The sequence below is a fragment of the Opitutia bacterium genome, from assembly GCA_016217545.1.
In the GTDB taxonomy this organism is placed as follows: domain Bacteria; phylum Verrucomicrobiota; class Verrucomicrobiia; order Opitutales; family Opitutaceae; genus Didemnitutus.
Genome location: JACRHT010000012.1, coordinates 183,769 through 200,377, shown reverse-complemented (window position 1 = coordinate 200,377; position 16,609 = coordinate 183,769). Strand labels below are relative to the sequence as shown.

The 16,609-nt window shown below is 68.6% G+C and carries 13 protein-coding genes; 1 reads left to right on the top strand and 12 read right to left on the bottom strand.

Annotated elements, in window-relative coordinates:
- Window positions 1-20: 20 nt before the first annotated feature.
- From HZA32_07870 to HZA32_07830, 9 genes are all read right to left on the bottom strand, one after another.
- Window positions 21-1,124: a hypothetical protein gene (locus tag HZA32_07870; protein MBI5423991.1), complete on the bottom strand. Its 1,104-nt coding sequence runs from the start codon at window positions 1,122-1,124 to the stop codon at window positions 21-23.
- The gene (locus HZA32_07865) at window positions 1,117-2,241 is read right to left on the bottom strand and encodes an ATP-grasp domain-containing protein (protein ID MBI5423990.1); all 1,125 of its coding nucleotides are present in this window, start codon (window positions 2,239-2,241) and stop codon (window positions 1,117-1,119) included. The genes HZA32_07870 and HZA32_07865 overlap by 8 nt, the downstream gene beginning before the upstream one ends.
- Entirely contained in the window at window positions 2,238-3,047 is an 810-nt protein-coding gene (locus HZA32_07860) for an MBL fold metallo-hydrolase (GenBank protein ID MBI5423989.1), read from the bottom strand. Before HZA32_07860 ends, HZA32_07865 begins: the two co-directional genes overlap by 4 nt.
- A 4-nt stretch (window positions 3,048-3,051) precedes the next feature.
- On the bottom strand, window positions 3,052-4,032 hold the full coding sequence (locus HZA32_07855; GenBank protein MBI5423988.1) for a ketoacyl-ACP synthase III: 981 nt from the start codon (window positions 4,030-4,032) through the stop codon (window positions 3,052-3,054).
- A complete protein-coding gene (locus HZA32_07850; GenBank protein ID MBI5423987.1) occupies window positions 4,029-4,991 on the bottom strand; it encodes an NAD(P)-dependent oxidoreductase in 963 nt (320 codons plus the stop codon). Before HZA32_07850 ends, HZA32_07855 begins: the two co-directional genes overlap by 4 nt.
- The gene (locus HZA32_07845) at window positions 4,988-7,240 is read right to left on the bottom strand and encodes an MMPL family transporter (GenBank protein ID MBI5423986.1); all 2,253 of its coding nucleotides are present in this window, start codon (window positions 7,238-7,240) and stop codon (window positions 4,988-4,990) included. Before HZA32_07845 ends, HZA32_07850 begins: the two co-directional genes overlap by 4 nt.
- A gap of 122 nt (window positions 7,241-7,362) precedes the next feature.
- Entirely contained in the window at window positions 7,363-8,829 is a 1,467-nt protein-coding gene (locus tag HZA32_07840; protein ID MBI5423985.1) for an ammonia-forming cytochrome c nitrite reductase subunit c552, read from the bottom strand.
- 58 nt (window positions 8,830-8,887) lie between these two features.
- Window positions 8,888-9,364 carry a cytochrome c nitrite reductase small subunit gene (nrfH, locus tag HZA32_07835; GenBank protein MBI5423984.1) on the bottom strand — a complete coding sequence of 159 codons (477 nt, stop codon included), beginning with the start codon at window positions 9,362-9,364 and terminating at the stop codon, window positions 8,888-8,890.
- 58 nt (window positions 9,365-9,422) lie between these two features.
- A complete protein-coding gene (locus HZA32_07830) occupies window positions 9,423-10,625 on the bottom strand; it encodes an alginate export family protein (GenBank protein MBI5423983.1) in 1,203 nt (400 codons plus the stop codon).
- 282 nt (window positions 10,626-10,907) lie between these two features.
- Between HZA32_07830 and HZA32_07825 the strand changes: the two genes are divergently transcribed.
- On the top strand, window positions 10,908-12,971 hold the full coding sequence (locus HZA32_07825) for a M13 family metallopeptidase (protein ID MBI5423982.1): 2,064 nt from the start codon (window positions 10,908-10,910) through the stop codon (window positions 12,969-12,971).
- Between the two features lie 21 nt (window positions 12,972-12,992).
- Here HZA32_07825 and HZA32_07820 read toward each other — a convergent pair whose 3' ends face one another.
- From HZA32_07820 to nirK, 3 genes are all read right to left on the bottom strand, one after another.
- Entirely contained in the window at window positions 12,993-13,781 is a 789-nt protein-coding gene (locus tag HZA32_07820; GenBank protein ID MBI5423981.1) for an SCO family protein, read from the bottom strand.
- A gap of 48 nt (window positions 13,782-13,829) precedes the next feature.
- On the bottom strand, window positions 13,830-14,522 hold the full coding sequence (locus HZA32_07815; protein MBI5423980.1) for a formylglycine-generating enzyme family protein: 693 nt from the start codon (window positions 14,520-14,522) through the stop codon (window positions 13,830-13,832).
- 529 nt (window positions 14,523-15,051) lie between these two features.
- Window positions 15,052-16,575: a nitrite reductase, copper-containing gene (nirK, locus tag HZA32_07810; GenBank protein ID MBI5423979.1), complete on the bottom strand. Its 1,524-nt coding sequence runs from the start codon at window positions 16,573-16,575 to the stop codon at window positions 15,052-15,054.
- Between the last annotated feature and the right edge of the window lie 34 nt (window positions 16,576-16,609).

The following is a 16,609-nucleotide window of genomic DNA, read 5'->3' as shown; positions in this document are numbered from 1 at the left end:
TCCCCCGAAACGCGCCGGCGTCAAAGCCGGTGACGCTCCATGTAGGGCACCGCCCAACGACGCAGCGTCCCCGCGAGTGTCGCAAGGCAGGCCCGGCGGGCGCGCGGCAAATGGCCCGTCCATACCGCGGCGAACTCCACGGCGTGCGTCGCACCGCGGCTCTCCTTGAACGCGCCCGCGCCCGCGCTGCAGTGGAGCAGCGTGCCGCGACGCTCCGCGTTCTGCCAAATGTGGAGTGAGGCGAGGCGATAGAGGCCGAGCTCCTGCGGTGCCGTGAGGTCGTAGCCGAGCAACGGCGTCGCGGACACGCCGCCGCGATGCACCATGCCCACCACGGCCTGCAACGGCCCGCCGCGCGCCGGACGCATTCCCGCCACCTCGATAAAACCGCTCGCCACGCCGCGGCGGAAAAACTCCACGGTGTAGTCGGGGTTGAACGTCGGGTAGCGCCGCCGATACAGCTGCTGATAGAGCGCGTGCGCCGTGGCAAAGTCGTCCGCGGAAAATGCCGCGCCATCAATCCACTGCCAGGCTTCCGCCGACTCGGCGGCGAGGCGCAGGTCGTTCGCCGGGTCGCGCCGCCGCCGCCATGCGCCGCTCGCGAGATCGGGCACGAGCCACACCTGCCGCGTCGGCAACAACAGGAAACCGGCCTCCGCGACACCCAGGAGCAACTCGCGGTGCAGAGCGGGCGTGAGCGAGCGGAGCACGATCGGCTCGCGCGGCGCGAGTCGCATCACCTCGTCCAGCGCGTGGAGCACGGCTGCGCTGGTCAATTGCGGTGCGTGCAGCTCCGTCGCGATCAGCCAGCTGTCGAGGTAGCAACCGCCCGAGAGTCCGCCGGCTGCGAGCAACGTCTCGCCGACGTGCGACGCGGCGACGCCGAGCCGGCGCGCGAAGGCGCTGAGATTCGCGGCGGCGGCTTCGGCGCGCGCATAAGGCCCGTAGGCGTTGCGCAAGCTCGCCACCCAGCTTGTTTCCGCGGCGCGACCGCGATTGATGACGACAGGTGCGCGCTCGCCGGCGAGTGCAACCTCGTGGACAGTGACATCCGCGTTGGCGACCAGCGGGGCGTCGCCGCGCAAGCCTGCTCCGAGGAACGTGCGCCACGCCGCGTCACTCACGCATCGCCTCCCCGTTCCATTCGAAATCAGCCGTCGACGCGCGCGCGAGGCTCGTGCGGTGGCGCAGCGCGAGCCACGTCATCTCCGTCAGAGCGAGCAGTTGTGCGTGCAGCGGCAAACCGGCGGCGCGGAGGGCGTCGCGTTCGCGGCATTCGCGCCAGCGGAGCCAAGCGGAGGGCTGGCTCAACAGCAACGGCACGCGCAGCAGGCGTGGCTCGGTCGGCAGCCTGTCGGCAGGCGCGGTCGTCTGGCCGAGCAGCGCGGTGGCGAGCACGGCCGGATGTTGCGCGGCGAGATGCGCGCCGCTCGTGCCGCGCGGATTGCATTCGAGCGCGACGAGCCGGCCGTCGTCGGTTTCCATGACATCGAAGCTGATTTGCCCGGTGAATCCGGTTGCGACGACGATGCGGGAGCAGAGTTCGCGCAGGCCGGCGTGTTCCACCGGACCGAAGCTGATGCTGGCGCCAACGCCGTGCCGCACGAGTGGCGCGTAGGCGATGTGCAGCAGGAGCCGGCCGTCGTGCGCGACATTGTAGGCGCAGAGTTCGTGGCCCGCGATCCGCGTTTGGGCGAGCCACGGCTCGACGGGCGTCGGCGCGAGGCGCGCGAGCTGGCGCGGAGTTGGAGCCAGTAGTGTGCGAGCGGCAAAGCGCGAGTAGACGGGCTTGAAGACGTAGCGCTCGGGCTCGCGCAGCGCGGCAATCTCGTCGCGCGAAGTAAGCACGTGGTTCGCTGCCGCGCCGTAGCCCAGGCTGGCCGCGAGCCGGGCAAACTCGCCCTTGTGGTGCAGCTGCGCTAGCACCGGCAGCGCACTCGTGCGCAAATCGACGCCCGGTGGCAGGCGATGGCGCGTGCCGGCGAGCCAGAAAACTTCCTCCGAGGTCGGCACGATGGCGTCGAGCGCGAGTCGTTCGCAGGCCCCGGCGAGCGCGGTGCAAAAACGGCCAAAATCCCGGCGCGGCGCCGGCAGTCGCACGTAGCCGGCAACGAACGGACTCGCGGCGCCGAGCGGCCAGCGGAGACTGTCGCTCACCCACACGCGATGGCCCGCGAGCGACAGCGCGCGCGCGAGGTCGGCGGCGATGGGCGCGCGGGCGCCGGTGACGAGCACGTTCATGGGTTGCCTGCGACGAACGCCTGCGTCTCGGGCGCATGGCATGCGAGCAGGGTGTGTGTCCCCGCTGCCTGCACGCCGCGCAGGCGGCGCACCGTTTCAACGTAGGCGCGACCGTCCCATTGGACGCGCAACACGGGCGGAATCAGGTCCACGCCGCCGGCAATCTGGGCCGCGTTCCAGTAGGCGTCGGTCGCGTAGAGCAGCGGGCGCTCGGCGCCGGGCAGGCGCACGCCGAGGTGTCCCGGCGCATGCCCGGGAAGGTCGAGCAGCTGGATTGTGCCGTCGCCGAACAAATCGTGCATCGGGAAGGGCAACTCGGTCCCCGCCAAAAAGGCCTCGGCCGCGATCGGGCGACTGCGCTGCGCCAGCCAATCGGGCACGAGCGCGGGCAGGAAGGCGGCGTGCAGTTGCTTGAACGGCGAGAGCGCGGCGAGCGTGCGCCACGCGTCGGCGTGATGATGGATGGTTGCGTGCGGGAAATCGGCGAGTCCGCCGATGTGATCGGCGTGGAAGTGCGTGACGACGACGTGCCGGATTTCCTCCGGCGCGATGCCGGCGGCGCGCAGCGTGTCGGCGGTCGAGCCCGCCATCGTCGCGGGCGTCGCGAGACGATAGAGGAAGAACGGCCAGCGTCGCGTCGCGGCGGGGAAACGCCCGCCGTAACCGGTGTCGATCAACACCCAGCCTTCGCGCGGATGGCGCACGGCGAGAAAAACGGCGTGGAAGCGCACCCAGCGCCAGCTGCGCCGGTCGACGAGCGCGAGCAGCTGGCCGCAGTGACCGCCGTTGAAGAAACGCGTTTCCATTTTCTCAGAGCGTGAAGATCGCCACGGCCTGCGAGTAACCGGCAGCGGTGCCGATGAGCATCACGCGCGTGCCCGCGGGCAACTCGGCGCGCGCGGCGTGCAGCACGAAGGGCAGGCCGGCGGCGACGAGATTGCCGTGATTTTGGACGGACGAGTGCAACCGCTCGGGATTCACGCCGAGCCGGCGCGCGAGCAGCTCGATGGCGGGGCCCGAGGCTTGGTGCGGGACGACGTGCAGGTCGCCGATGCTCGCGCGGGCTTCCGCGAGCGCGTCGCGGACCATCGGCGGCAGGTGCGTGCTGGCGAATTTGTGCACGCCCTTGCCGTCCATCTCGAATTGGTAGAGCGCGCGCTTCGACTCGGCGTAGTCGTAGGGCGGCAGGCGATGCCCGCCGCCCTGCACCTGGCAAAGGTTCGCGCCGGCGCCGAAGGTCTGGAAACGGAACACGAAGTCGTGCGTCGGCGCGCACGCTTCGAGCACGACCGCCGCGGCGCCGTCGCCCATGAGGTGTGAGCTTTCCGGGTCGTTCCAGTTGACGCCGCGCAGGTGCGTCTCGGCGCAAACGATGACCGCGCGACGATGCGCGCCGCTCGCGAACAAGCCGTTCGCCACTTGCAGCGCGACCGCGAAGCCGAGGCAGCTGGAGTGCACGTCCATCGTCGCGCCGCCCGCGGCTTCGGGGCCGAGCGCCTGTTGGAGCAGCGCGGAGTTGCTCGGGATCGGTTGCTGCACGCAGAGGCTGGCGTCGATCAGCAGCTCCATGTCGCGCAGACCGAGGCCGGCGGAAGCCAACGCCTCGCGCACGACCTGGCAGCCGAGCGTCGTGCCGTTCTCGGGCTCAACCGCTTCATAGCGGAAGCGCACGCCGGTGTGGCGCTCGGTCCAGCCGGCGGGCAAGCCGGCGCGGCGATCGAGTTCGTCGGCCGTGAGGCACTTGCTCGGCAGCGCGCGGGCGGAGCCGATGATCTTGAAGTGTTGCTTCATGGGGGCGAAAGAGGCGCGGAGCGGCGGGCGCGCTCGGCGGCGAGAAAACGGCGCAGGCCTTCCTCGAGGCTAACGGAAGGCGGACCGAGGTCGCGCAGCGTGCGGCGGGCGTCGAAGGTTTTGGACCAGGCGAACACGCTGACGCCGAAGCGCGTGACGGGCGGTTCGCCGAGGAAGGGCAGGCAACGGTAGATCGTCTCCACGAAGGCAGCGAGCCGGAGCGCGCGTGTGGCGCTCACGCGACGCGTGGGCGGCGGCAGGTTGAGACCTTCGCAAATGCGCCGGAGGAACGCGTAGATTTCCACCGGTTCGTTGTTCGTGACGTGATACACGCCGGTCGCGCGGCGCTCGGCGGCGCGCAGGATGTAGTCGGCAAGTGTGTCGACGAAGATGACGTCGCCGAAGACTGGTCGGTCGGACTCGATCAACGGCAAGCGGCCGCGCTCGAGCGCGCGCAGGATCCGCGGAAATACGACGGTATCGCCCGGTCCGAACACTGCGCGCGGCCGCAGGATGGCCCAGCTGCCGCCGTAGCCGCGCACGAGGCGCTCGGCCGCGAGCTTGGTGCGAGCATAGTCGTTGATCGGCTGCTCGGGCGGCGGAGTTTGTTCGTCGAGGTTGAGCTGGTGTTCGCGCCGATAGAGCACGGCGGCAGTGGAGATATGAACGAGATGCGGGCAGCCGTGCGTCGCGCAGAAATCCAGCACGTGGCGCGTGCCGTCGATGTTCTGCGCCGTGAACTCACGCTCACGTCCCCACGGCGATGACCGCGCGGCGGCGTGCACGACGACGTCCGGGCGGAAATCCAAGTCGAACGGTCGCGTGAGATCGATTGCGGCGTAACCGTCTTCCGCCAGCGCGCGGCGTCCGATGCCGCGCACTTCCCAGCCGCGGGCGCGCGCCGCGCGGACGACCGCGCCGCCGACGAAGCCTGAGGCGCCGGTGACGAGGAGTTTCATTCGGCCTTGGGCGCCGGCGCGCCACGCAGGCCCGGCCACCAGTTCCAGCGGCCAGCGAGTTTCATCGCGGCCGGCACCATGAGCGCGCGCACGACGAGTGCGTCGACCGCCACGGCGACGGCGAGGCCGAAGCCGAACATCTTCACGACCACGACGCCCGCGAGCGCGAAGGCGCCAAACACCACGACCATGATCGCAGCGGCACCGCTGATGATGCGGCCCGTTGCGACGAGCCCGCGGCGCACCGAGGCGTCGCCATCGGGCGAGCGAAGAAATTCCTCCCGGACGCGTGCAAGGATCATCACCTCGTAGTCCATGCTCAACCCGAACGTGAGGCAGAAAACCATGATGGGAATCACGAGCGGCACGGCGCCTGTCGGCCCGTCGAGTCCGAGCCACGCGGCGCCCCAGCCCCATTGGAAAACCGCGACCATCGCGCCGAAGGCGGCGGAGACGGACAGCGCGTTCAACACGAGCGCCTTCACGGGGACGAGCAGCGAGCGAAACGCGAATGCCAACACCGCGAACGTCGCGGCGATGACGGCGCCGAACGCGATCGGGTAGGCACGCAGCAACACCGCGTCGAAATCGAGCGCGCCCGGCCAGTGTCCGCCGACCGCGAGCGTAAGCCCGGGCACGCGTCGCTCACGCAGCCAACGGGAGTATTCCTGCGTGGCGCCGTAGGTGGCGTCGTCGTGCAGGACGATTTGCACGAGAGCGGAACGCCGGTCGCGGCTGAGGATCATTGCGGCGAGTTCCGGCTTCTCCGCGAAATGGCGTTCGAAGTCGCGATAGAATTCCCGCACGAGGAAGCGCGGCACCATCGGCGCGAGGTCCGCCGGTCCAAAGATGCGATTGGCGCGGCCGTCCTCCCATAATTCGTCCGACAGCGCGATCAAACCGTCGAGGTGACGCGGGAGCAGTTCGCCGCCGTCGGTGGCGCGGACGATCATGAGGAACGGCATCGCCTCCTGCGAGACGCCCATCTTCTGCAGGACGGCGAATCCCTCGGTGCTTTCCATTGTCGTCGGCAGCCACGGCCGGTCGGGGAATCCCGGGTGCAGTTTCAGGAGCGGCGCGCTCAGCGCGAGCAATCCCGCGAGGCCGACCAGCAGCGCCGCGATGGGGCGCCGGAGGACGAACGCGGTCCATTTTTCCCAACGCGTCTGGCTCTGGGCGGGAGCGATGCGGAGCGCGAGCCAGCGCGGCGAACCGAGCCAGCGGTCGCACGTGACCAACAGCGCGGGCAGCAACGTCAGCGACAGCGCGACGCTCAGCGCCACGACGACGAGTCCGCCGAGGCCGACGGAGCGCAGTTCGAAGAGCGGTGTGAGCAGCAAGCCGGCGAGTCCGATCAACACGGTCAGCCCGGAACACGTGATGGCGAAACCCGTGGTAGCGAGCGTAGTCGCGAGCGCGCTCTCGCGATCGTCGCCGGCGGCGCGCTGTTCTTGGTAGCGGTTGACGAGGAAGAGCGAGTAATCGATGCCGAGCGCGAGACCGAGGAGCGTGACGACGTTTTGGTAGAGGATGTTGAGCGGCGTGAACGAGGCCAGCGCCGGCACGGCCGCGAGCGCGGCTGTGGTCGAGGCGACGCCGAGGGCCAGCGGCAGCGCCGCGGCGCCGAGCGAGCCGAACACGAAGACGAGCACGATCAACGAGAGCGGCAGCGCGCGCAGCTCGGCGCGCTGCGAGTCGCGGGCGTTGAAGACGCCGAGGTCGTAGTTGATCGCGGAGCGACCGGTGACGCGAACGCTCCACTCCGGGAAGCGCGCGGCCGGCCACGCCGCGCGCACGGCGGCGCGGACGACGGGCACGGCGGCCTCGGCTTCGTCGAAGCGGCCGGCCTTCAACCCGAGCAGCACCGCGACGGAGTGTCCGTCGGCAGCGCGAAATTGCGCGGCGACCTGCTCGTCCGGCACCACGACGCGCGCCACGGCGGGACTCGTGCGCAGGGCGGAGGCGAAATCGGCGAGTGCGGCGCGGAACTCCGGCGCGTCGATGCGTGCGGTGGCGGAGTCGAACGTGATCGCGAGGCTGTGCGTGAACGGATGGTCGAAGTCGCGCGCGAGGGCGGTTTCCACTTCAGCCGAGTCGGCGCCGGGCAGTTGCCCGGAGCCGGCTTGCAGAAAATCCGGCGCGCGGCGGGCGGCGGGCAGGCACAGCAGCAGCGCGAGCGGCCACGCGATGACGACGGCGCGTCGGTGCCGGAACAGCCAGTGGGCGAGTCGCACATACGCAGGGCGCATCGGGGCAGATTGCGAAATGCGACCGGATGGCGCGAGCCAATGTTCCGGGGCGCGCGGCGGCGTGGAAAACGAAGAGGCGCGACTCGGTCGAGTCGCGCCTCTCGATCGGAACCAAACCAAATTTACGGTGTGCCGGCGGCGGTGGCGACGGCGGGAGCGGCCGGCTTCGTGTCGCGGGCGACGGCGAGTTCGCCTTGGCGGGCGTAGTCGATCGCCTCGGCGAGGATGCGCGCGGCTTCCTGCGGAGCGTGGAAGCCCATGGAGTTTTCCGCGGAGACGAAGTCGAGGCGCCACTGGGCCTGACGCTGGAACTCGCGCGCGGCTTTGAGTTGCGCATCCGTGGCGCCGGCTTTTTGCGCGGCGACGATGGCGTCGATCAGGCCGACGAGCGCTTTCTCGCCGCGGGTGAGGAGCGCGGCGTTGCGGTCCTGCACGGCGAGGGCGCGGGCCTTGATTTCCTGCTCGGGGACGCGGTGGCAGGTCTGGCAGGCCTGCGCGACGTTGAGGAGCGGCGAGCGGACGTGGTGGTTGCTGACCTTGACGGCGCCTTCGCGGACGTAGGGCATGTGGCAATCGGCGCAGGAGACGCCGGCGCGGGCGTGGATGCCCTGGCTCCACATTTCAAATTCGGGGTGCTGGGCCTTGAGCACGTTGGCGCCGGTTTCCTTGTGCACCCAATCCTTGTGACCGACCTCGTTGTAGTAGGTCTCGATCTGCTCGACCTTCAGGCCCTTGTCCCACGGGTAGGTGACGAGCTTGCCCTCGCCTTTGAAGTAATACTCCACGTGGCACTGGGCACAGACCATCGAGCGCATTTCCTGGCGCGTGGCGTCCTTGTTGGGTTCGTATTGGCCTTTGCGGCCTTCCTTGCGCCAGCGCTCGATGCTCGGCAGGTGCGGCGTCGGGTAGTCGGACTTGGCGAGCGCGCGGATGCCGTTGAGGAAGCCCGGGCGGTTCACGCGGAGCGCCATCGTCTCGGCGTCGTGGCAATCGATGCACGAGACCGGATGCTCGACGAGCTTGGTGGCTTCGGCGTAGGGCATCTTGCAGACGACCTCGAAGCCCTTCTGCATTTGCTCTTCCCAGTGCTCCTTGCCGGCGGGCGCGCCGGCCTTGAGGCCTTGCTCGAGGTAAAGGTTCACTGTGGAGGCGTGGCACTGGAGGCAGGCGCCGGGTTGCGGACGTTTGGTGACGCGCTCGGTCTCGCGCTGGTCCTGCAGCATGTAGGCGTGGCCGCGCTCCTCGCGGTAATCGATGCCGAAGGCGTAGCCGGCGAAGATGCGGCGCCACATGGGATCAGCGTCGAGGTGCTGGAACGCCTCGCTGCCGCCGAAGTTGGTGCGCTCGGTGTCGACGGTGCGCTTGTAGCTGTCGTATTGGCGCGGGTAGTTTTTGCCCCAGACGGCGGGGTCGATCGTCTTGTCGCTGACTTCGACGACGCGGAAGACATCCTTGGTCGCCTCGGCTTTGCGGGCGACGATGTTCTGGTAGAGCATCAGGACGCCGAAGGTGGCGACGGCGAAGAGGGCGAGCAGGCCGAGGTAGCCGGCGATGCTGAGGCCGCGTTGGCTGGAGAGGCGGGAGTTCATGGCGGGTGAGGGGCGGGGAAGGAGAAAGATTGAGAGAAAGAGGGAAGAGAAAGAGCGGTCAGCGGACGGGGCCGTGGCCGACGTCGCGGTGGCAGTGGAGGCAATCGAGCATCTTCTGCGGATCGCCCGGGTGGGTGTTGATGCCGTCGACGATCTGCTGGTGGCACGCGACGCAGTTTTCCTGGAGCACGGCCACGTTCTTCGAGCGGATCATGATCGGCTCATGAAAGTCCTGCAGCGTGAAACCCTTCGAGTGCCAGTAGCCGTTTTCCGCTTTCGTGAGGTATTTCCGGACGAAGTCGTGCGGCGTGTGGCAATCGTTGCAGGTGGCGACGGCGTGGTGCGGGGATTTCTGCCAGCCGTCGAACTGCTCGCGCATGATGTGGCAGTTCACGCACGCCTTCGGGTCGTTGGAAAAATACGAAAGGCCGTGGGCGAACGTGAACGTGTAGCTGCCGAGCCCGAGGAACAGGCCGATCACGCCGGTGAGCGTCAGCGCGAGGTAGAAACGGAGGCGGGGCGCCGGGGGTTTCATGGAAGGAGTTTAGCAGAAGCGCGACGAGGCGAAGTAGCGGGGAATCCCCGATGGAGGTTCACCACGCGTAGTCGAGTTGGAGCCAGACCTTGCGGACGTTGGCGTAGGCGAGGCTGTCGCGGCGGAACTCGGCGGCCTTCGCCGTCGCGGTGACGTATTTGCCGAACTTGCGCGAGAGCATCACGTCGGTCTCGGTGCCGAAATCCGCGCCGCCTTTCGCGGCTTCGAACCAGTGGTAGAACGCGGTGAGCGTGACAGCCGACGGGAAATTGGCAGTGCCTTTGACGTAGACGTCGCGCAGGCCGGCGGCGGGCGTCGCGAGGAAGAGGTCGGCCCAGCCGTTGAAGGCGTGCAGCGTCGCGAGCGGAGTCTTGAAGCCGACGTTGTTGTCGGAACCGAGCAGCTCGTGACCGAGCGTGAAGCTGACGGACTTCGCCGCGAGGCCGGCCTCCACGCTGTGATAGACGGTGGAGTAGCTCAGCGGGCTGGAGCCGTAGTCGGACTGCGTCGCGAGCTCGGCGCGGTAAGTGAACTTGAGGGCGTCGCTGATCTTCTGCGCGCCGACGAGGCTGACGCCGTAGGTGGCGCAGGAGTTGGCGGTGGAATTGTCGAAGTCGAGCAGGTAGGCGTAGCCGGTGACGGTGCCGAGCGGGTTGCCGGTGTAGGCGGCATTCAACACGTGCGACTCGGAATCCCAGCGGCCTTGCGCGTGGCGGCGCGAGAACACGCGGTTCACTTGGTCGAGGTAGGCGTAGGTGAGCGTCGTGTCCTTGAGCGATTTGTCCTGCACGACGAGCGCGTCGAACGTCTGCTGATTCTGCCGCCAGCCCACGTCGCCGACGAAACGGGCGTTGTCGAGAATGAGCTTCTGGCGGCCGAGCGTGGCGGTGGTTTTGCCGAAAGTGTAGGCGAGCCAGAGCTGGTTCAGCTCGGTGGTCTCGGGGTCGCCGACCACGGCGCGGCGGGCGGCGGCGGGATTGAGGCCGGACTGGCTGTAGGCGTCGCCGTCGTAGGCGGTGACGTTCTCGCCCTCAACGGAGAACTGCCAGCCGTGGAACTTCGCGGTCGTGAGGCCGAGGCGCGTGCGGAGCGTGAGCGCGTTGGCGTCGAGCAGATTGGTCTGCTGCACGCCTTCGTAGCGCAGGCGGGCGTTGAGTGAGACCTTGCCTTGCGCGACGGCGTCGGCGAACGAGGCGGGTTCGGCAGCGTGGGCGGCGAGCGCGAGCGTGGCGGCGAGAAGGAGAACGGCGAGGGATTTCATGAATACGGGCAGGTTGTCGGAGCGGCCCGTGGTTGCCGTTGACCCGGGAACGATACCCGGCCGTCGCGGCGAAAACCTTGATCTGCGTCAAGACGCGCCGCCTATAACGGCACGAACTGCGCGCGATAAGGAGCGACGCGGATGCGACGCGCGCGACCCACGCGGCGCAGTTTGGTCGTGCCAATTGCGCGTTACGTCGGGCGGGACTGCGAGTGGGCTCGCGGCGATTGTGCGGGAACCATCGGACGCGACTCTGATCGCGTTCTCTACCCCCTGGAAAAAATGAACCACGAATCAGCCTCGCCTCGCGGGTCGCGCTTCCGCGCGGGCCGGATTTCCACGCGTCTTCTGCTCGGCGTCGGACTTGCGTTTCTCCCCGCTGTCCTCGAGGGCGCGACGGAACCCCGGCAGACTCCGCCCCGCGTCGATGACGGCGTGGACATCGCCGTGCATCCGGGCGACGACTTTTTCGCCTACGCCAATGGTGCGTGGCTCAAGGCCACCGCTCTGCCCACCGGGCGCAACCGCTGGACGGCGCGCGATGAAATCGCCGCGCAGACAAAGCGACAGATGGCCGAGTTGCTTGCCAGCGCGGAGCAGGCCGCGCCCGGTTCGACGGCGCGAAAGATCGGCGACTATCGCGCGGCGTTCCTCGACACGGAGGCCATCGAGGCTCGCGGAACCGCCCCGCTCCAGCCGCTGTTGCAGCGCATCGATGCGCTCGGGGACAAAGGTGCGCTGGCCGACTGGCTCGGCGCCGAACTGCGGGCCGATTGTGACCCGCTGAACACCGGCGTCTTTTCCTCGCCGCACGTCTTCGGGTTTGCGGTGCAATTTGGCATTCGCGGCGACGGCCGGCACCACGCCTATCTCCTGCAAGGCGGGCTCGGACTCGGAGCGGCGGAGGCCTACACCGCCGAGACGGCGGAAGCCGTGGAAAGCCGCGCGCGCTACGCTTCCGGCATCGCCGCGACGCTGCGTCGCCTCGGCTGCGACCGCGCGGAGGAGCGCGCGCGCGCCGTGCTCGCGCTCGAAACGGAATTGGCGCACACGCACGTCTCCGACGAGAAATCGGCCAACGAGCGCAACGCCGACCAAGTGTGGCTCCGCAGCGATTTCCCCGCCCGCGCGCCGGGGCTCGATTGGGAAAAGTTCTTCCGCGCCGCCGGACTCGAGACCACGCTGGAGATCGCGGTCTGGCAGCCGGCCGCCGTGACCGGCATCGCGGCGCAGATCGACGCCCAGCCTTTGGCCGTGTGGCAGGACTATCTCCGTTTCCACCTCGTGCAACGCCATGCGGACGTGTTGCCGGCGGAGTTTGCCGCCGCCCGCGCGGAACCCGCTGGTGCGCGCCCACAGCTTGCGCTGGCCGAGCTCGAGCGGGCGCTGCCCGAGCTGCTGGGCCGGGCCTACGTGGAGAAATTTTTCCCGCCGGAGGTGAAGGCGCGCGTGCAGGCGGTCGCCGACGATATGCTCGCGCATTTCCAGCGCGGCGTGGCCACCGCTCGCTGGCTGAGCCCGGAGGGTCGCCGGCGCGCGCAGGAGATTTTGCGGGTCGCGCATTTCAGCGCGGGTCACCCGGAGACCTGGGTGGACGACTCCGCGTTGACGGTCGCGCGCGACGACGCCTTCGGCAATCGCCGCCGCGTGGCGGAATGGCGCCATCGCGCTGCGCTCGCCCGACTCGACCGGCCCGTCGATCTACGCGAGTGGACGATGTCGCCGCACCAATCCGGCGCGGTGATCAACCTCCTGCTCAACTCCTACAACTTCGCGGCCGCGCTGCTGCAGCCGCCCAAGTTCGACCCGGCGGCTTCGCGCGCGGCGCTCTATGGGTCGATCGGCGCGATCTTTGCCCACGAAATGTGCCACTTCGTGGACACGCTCGGCGCAGACTACGACGCGGGAGGCGCACTGCGTAACTGGTGGACCGACGCGGATCGCGCCGCTTACGCCGCCGCCACGCAGCCCCTCATCGCGCAGTTCGCCGCATGCCGGGCCGCGGATCTGCCGCTCGACGGACAGCGGACGCTGGTGGAAAATTTCGCCGACCTCGCGGGCTTGGAACTCGCCTTCGTGGCGCACCGGCACGCACTCGGCGCACGCGCCGCCGACGCGGAATACACGCGGGCGCAGAATCGCGAGTTCTTCATCGCCTTCGCTCGCGCGTGGCGGGCGAAGACCGACGAAGCGGGTCTGCGCCGACAAGTGCAGACCGACAACCATGCGCCGGAAGCGTTTCGCGCCGCGACGGCGCGCAATCTCGATGCGTGGTATGACGCCTTCGACGTCCGTCCCGGCGATTGGCTCTACCTCGCCCCGGACGCACGTGTGCGCCTGTGGTAGCGCCGCGGCGCGAAGGTGGTTTTAGAGGGCGGTGAGCGCGGCGACGGCGCCGTCGATGCCGCTTTGCAGGCCGATGCGCTGGTGGACGACTTCGCCTTCGCGGTTGAGGATCGTGAAGAGGTTCGAGTGGGCGAAGGAGCCGTCGGCTTCCTGCTTGTATTTCACGCCGAGGAGAGCGGCGAGTTCGCGGACGGACGCGTCGTCGCCGCGGAGGAGGATCCAGTTGTCGTCGAGCTGGCGCGCGGCGCGGTATTGCGCGAGCGCCTCGACGGTGTCGCGCTGGAGATCGAACGACACGAGGACGAACACGGTGTCCTTGCGCTGCGTGGGCGAGAGGCGCGCTTGCACGGCGAGCAGGTCGGTGACGGCGAGCGGGCAGGCGTAGCCGCAGGTGGCGAAGAACAGGTTCACCACGACGGGACGACCGCGCAGGGAGGCGAGGCGGAAGGATTTCCCCGAATCGTCGGTGAAGGAGCCGTCGGCTTGGTAGAGCGAGGTGCGCGTGAAGGGTGCAGCGGTGGTGTCGGCGGCTTCCGCGGGCTTGCAGCAATCGGCCTTCTTCGCGGAGGCGGGCTTTTCGGCCGCGGCGCAGCACGCGTCCTTGGGTTCCGGTTTCGGCTCGGGCTTGCAGCAAGAGCCGGCGCTAACCGCGACCGCGGCGGAAAGCGCAACCCCGACCGCGGCCAAACGGACGGAGTAACCTAATAGGTTACCGCCCCAGAGTGAGAGCGAGCGGGATGAGTAACCTATTGGGTTACTCGGTGCGGGGGGGCGGGAAGACGTTGGGGTGGGGAAGGACGTGGTGTTCATGGCGTGGCGCGGAGAAAGATTGGGAGAAAGAAGAAAGAGAAAGATCGTTCAGAGGTCCTGCGCGCAGCGGAAGCCGAGGGAGGACGTGGTGTTGTTGGCGCGGAGAGAGGAGCGGAGCGCTTGCCGCATGAACGCGGCGTAGTCGGTCGTGTCCTTGGCGCCGACCGAACCGGCACCGCAGAAGAGGTCGCGTTCGAGGCCGGAGTCGGCGCGCGACTCGCCGGTGACCATCGCGGTGTTGAAATCGCTGACCCATTCCCAGACGAGGCCGTGCAGACCGCGCACGCCGTGGAAATTCGGGCGCGCGGTCGCGGCGTCGGGGAGCACGGCCGGCACGGGGCGCGCGAGCCAGGCGTAGAGGTCGCGGTTGAGCTGCTCGTCGTTCTTGCCGTCGGCGCGCGTGTAGCCGGCGCTGGCGGCGAGCTCCCACTCGGCGGTGGTGGGCAGGCGCTTGCCGGCCCACGCAGCGTAAGCGCGCGCGGCGAACCACGAGACGCGCACGACCGGCGCGTTGGCGGGTGCGCGCGGGCCGGGCTCGAGGTCGCCGGCCCACGTTTCGAGATACGAGGCGTCGGCGAAGAGCGGGCTGACGCGCGAGCGTTGCCACTTGGGGTTGGCGCGGACGAAGGCGAGAAACTCGGCGTTGGTGACCGGCGTGACGTCCAAGCGGAACGCGGCGACGGGCACGCTCGCGAGGTCCTTCACGGAACGCTGGAGCGGAACATAGCTGCCGGCGGGGATGACGACGGCTGTGGACGCCGCGGCCGGGTTGAGGGAGCTAGTCCTCGGATCGCTTGGCGAGGCAGCGCCGAGCGCGGTCGAGAGCGGAACGGCGAGTGCCGCCGCAGCGAGCGAGCGCCAAGTGTAACCTAATAGGTTACAAACTCGCTGCCCGAGAGAGGGGAGTGTGGGGGAAGTGTAACCTAATAGGTTACACTTGGTCAGGACGGACTTCGGGGAAGATCCGGCCGCGGCGCTCGCGTGGAGTGCGAGCAGCGCACGAGGCGCCGCGGACGGAGTGCAGTTTACTGATACCCTGACGCTAACCGGGGACAAATTAGCCGCCGTGTCCGGGCCGCAACACGCCGCGCCTGCGCCGGTGCGGGCCGGGGCAGGAAGAGTGCGGCGGACGGTGACGGGAGTCGTGGACAAGGCGGGAAGATTTTTCGGACGGCGCGGATCGAGGTGGCAGCGGGAGTTTGTCGCCGCTGGGACAGCGGCGACCACCCTGGCCGCGCGCTCAGTTGCCGCGCGCTCAGTTGCCGCGCGCTTAGTTGCTGCGGGCCTCGTTGCGGATGGCTTTCACGTGGTCGGCTTTGAAGGCGTCGCCCTTGTTGCCCCACGAGTTGAAGACGTAGGTGAGGACGTCCGCGACCTGCGCGTCGGTGAGCGCGGCTTCCTGCGGCGGCATGGCGCTGTTGATCGACTGGCCGTTGACGGTGACGGGACCGGTGAGGCCCTTCAGCACGACGCGGACGGCGCGGTCGCGGTCGGCGAGCATGTAGTCGGACTGGGCGAGCGGCGGGAAGACCGCGGGCATGCCCTTGCCGTCGGGCTGGTGGCAGGCGAAGCAGAGACCCATGTAAACCTGTTTTCCTTTTTCGATCTGCGCTTCCTTGGTGAAGCCGGCGATGGCGGGATTGTTCGCGATCTCGGCGGCGATCTTGGCTTTTAGATCGGCGGCGCGCTTTGAGGCATCGGAATCGACGGCGGCGCCGAAGTAGACGGCGTCGATTTCCTTGCCGGAGTAAGTGACGCGGTCCTCGGGGCCGGTGACCTTGAGCATGCCGAGCGCGCCCTTGTTGAATGCGCGCGTGAGCGAGTGGTCGACGAGGACGAACGTGCCGGGGACATCGACCTTGAACTCCACGGCGCACGCGCCGCCGGAGGGGACGAGCGTGGTCTGGACGTTGGCGTTGGGCAGGCTGAGGCCGGCTTCCGGATAAACCTTGTCGAAGATTTCGCCGATGATGTGGAAGGATGACGTGACGTTCGGGCCGCCGACGCCGAAGTAGATGCGGACGTGCTCGCCGACGTTGGCGGTGATGGCCTTGTCGCCCGTGAGCGAGCCGACGGCGCCGTTGAACACGACGTAGGGCGGGCGTTCGTCGATGGCCTTCTGCATGTCGAAGGATTGCAGACCTTCCTCGCCGTATTTGCCGGTGGTGTAGAACTCGCCTTGCATCACGTAGTATTCCTTGTCGACAGGCGGCAGGCCGTCCTTCGGCTCGACGAGGATGAGGCCATACATGCCGTTGCCGATGTGCATCGGGACGGGCGCGGTGGCGCAGTGATAGACGTAGAGGCCCGGGTTGAGAGCCTTGAAGGTGAACTGCGAACTGTGACCCGGCGCGGTGAACGTTGATGCCGCGCCGCCGCCCGGGCCGGTGACGGCGTGGAGATCGATGTTGTGCGGGAGCTTCGACGACGGGTGGTTGTTCAGGTGGAATTCCACGACGTCGCCTTCGCGGATGCGGATGAACGAGCCGGGGACGCTGCCGCCGTAGGTCCAGAAAGTGTATTCGACGCCGTCGGCGAGACGGCCGACGACTTCGCGCACCTCGAGCTGCACGACGACGCGCGCCGCGTATTTGCGCGTGATGGCCGGCGGCACGTGCGGCGGCGCGGTGAGAATCGCCTGCTCGACCGGCATGGCCTGCACTTCGGACGGGAGGATGACGGGGCCCTTGGCGTCGGTGGGGCCTTCGTTGGCGTGGGCGAGCGAGGCGGTGCAGAGCGCGGCGGCCAAGGCGAGGCCGGCCGTCGCGAGGACGGTGATGCGTGGGTTTTTCATCGTGGAGGCGGCAGTATAGCCGATCGAGGAGCGC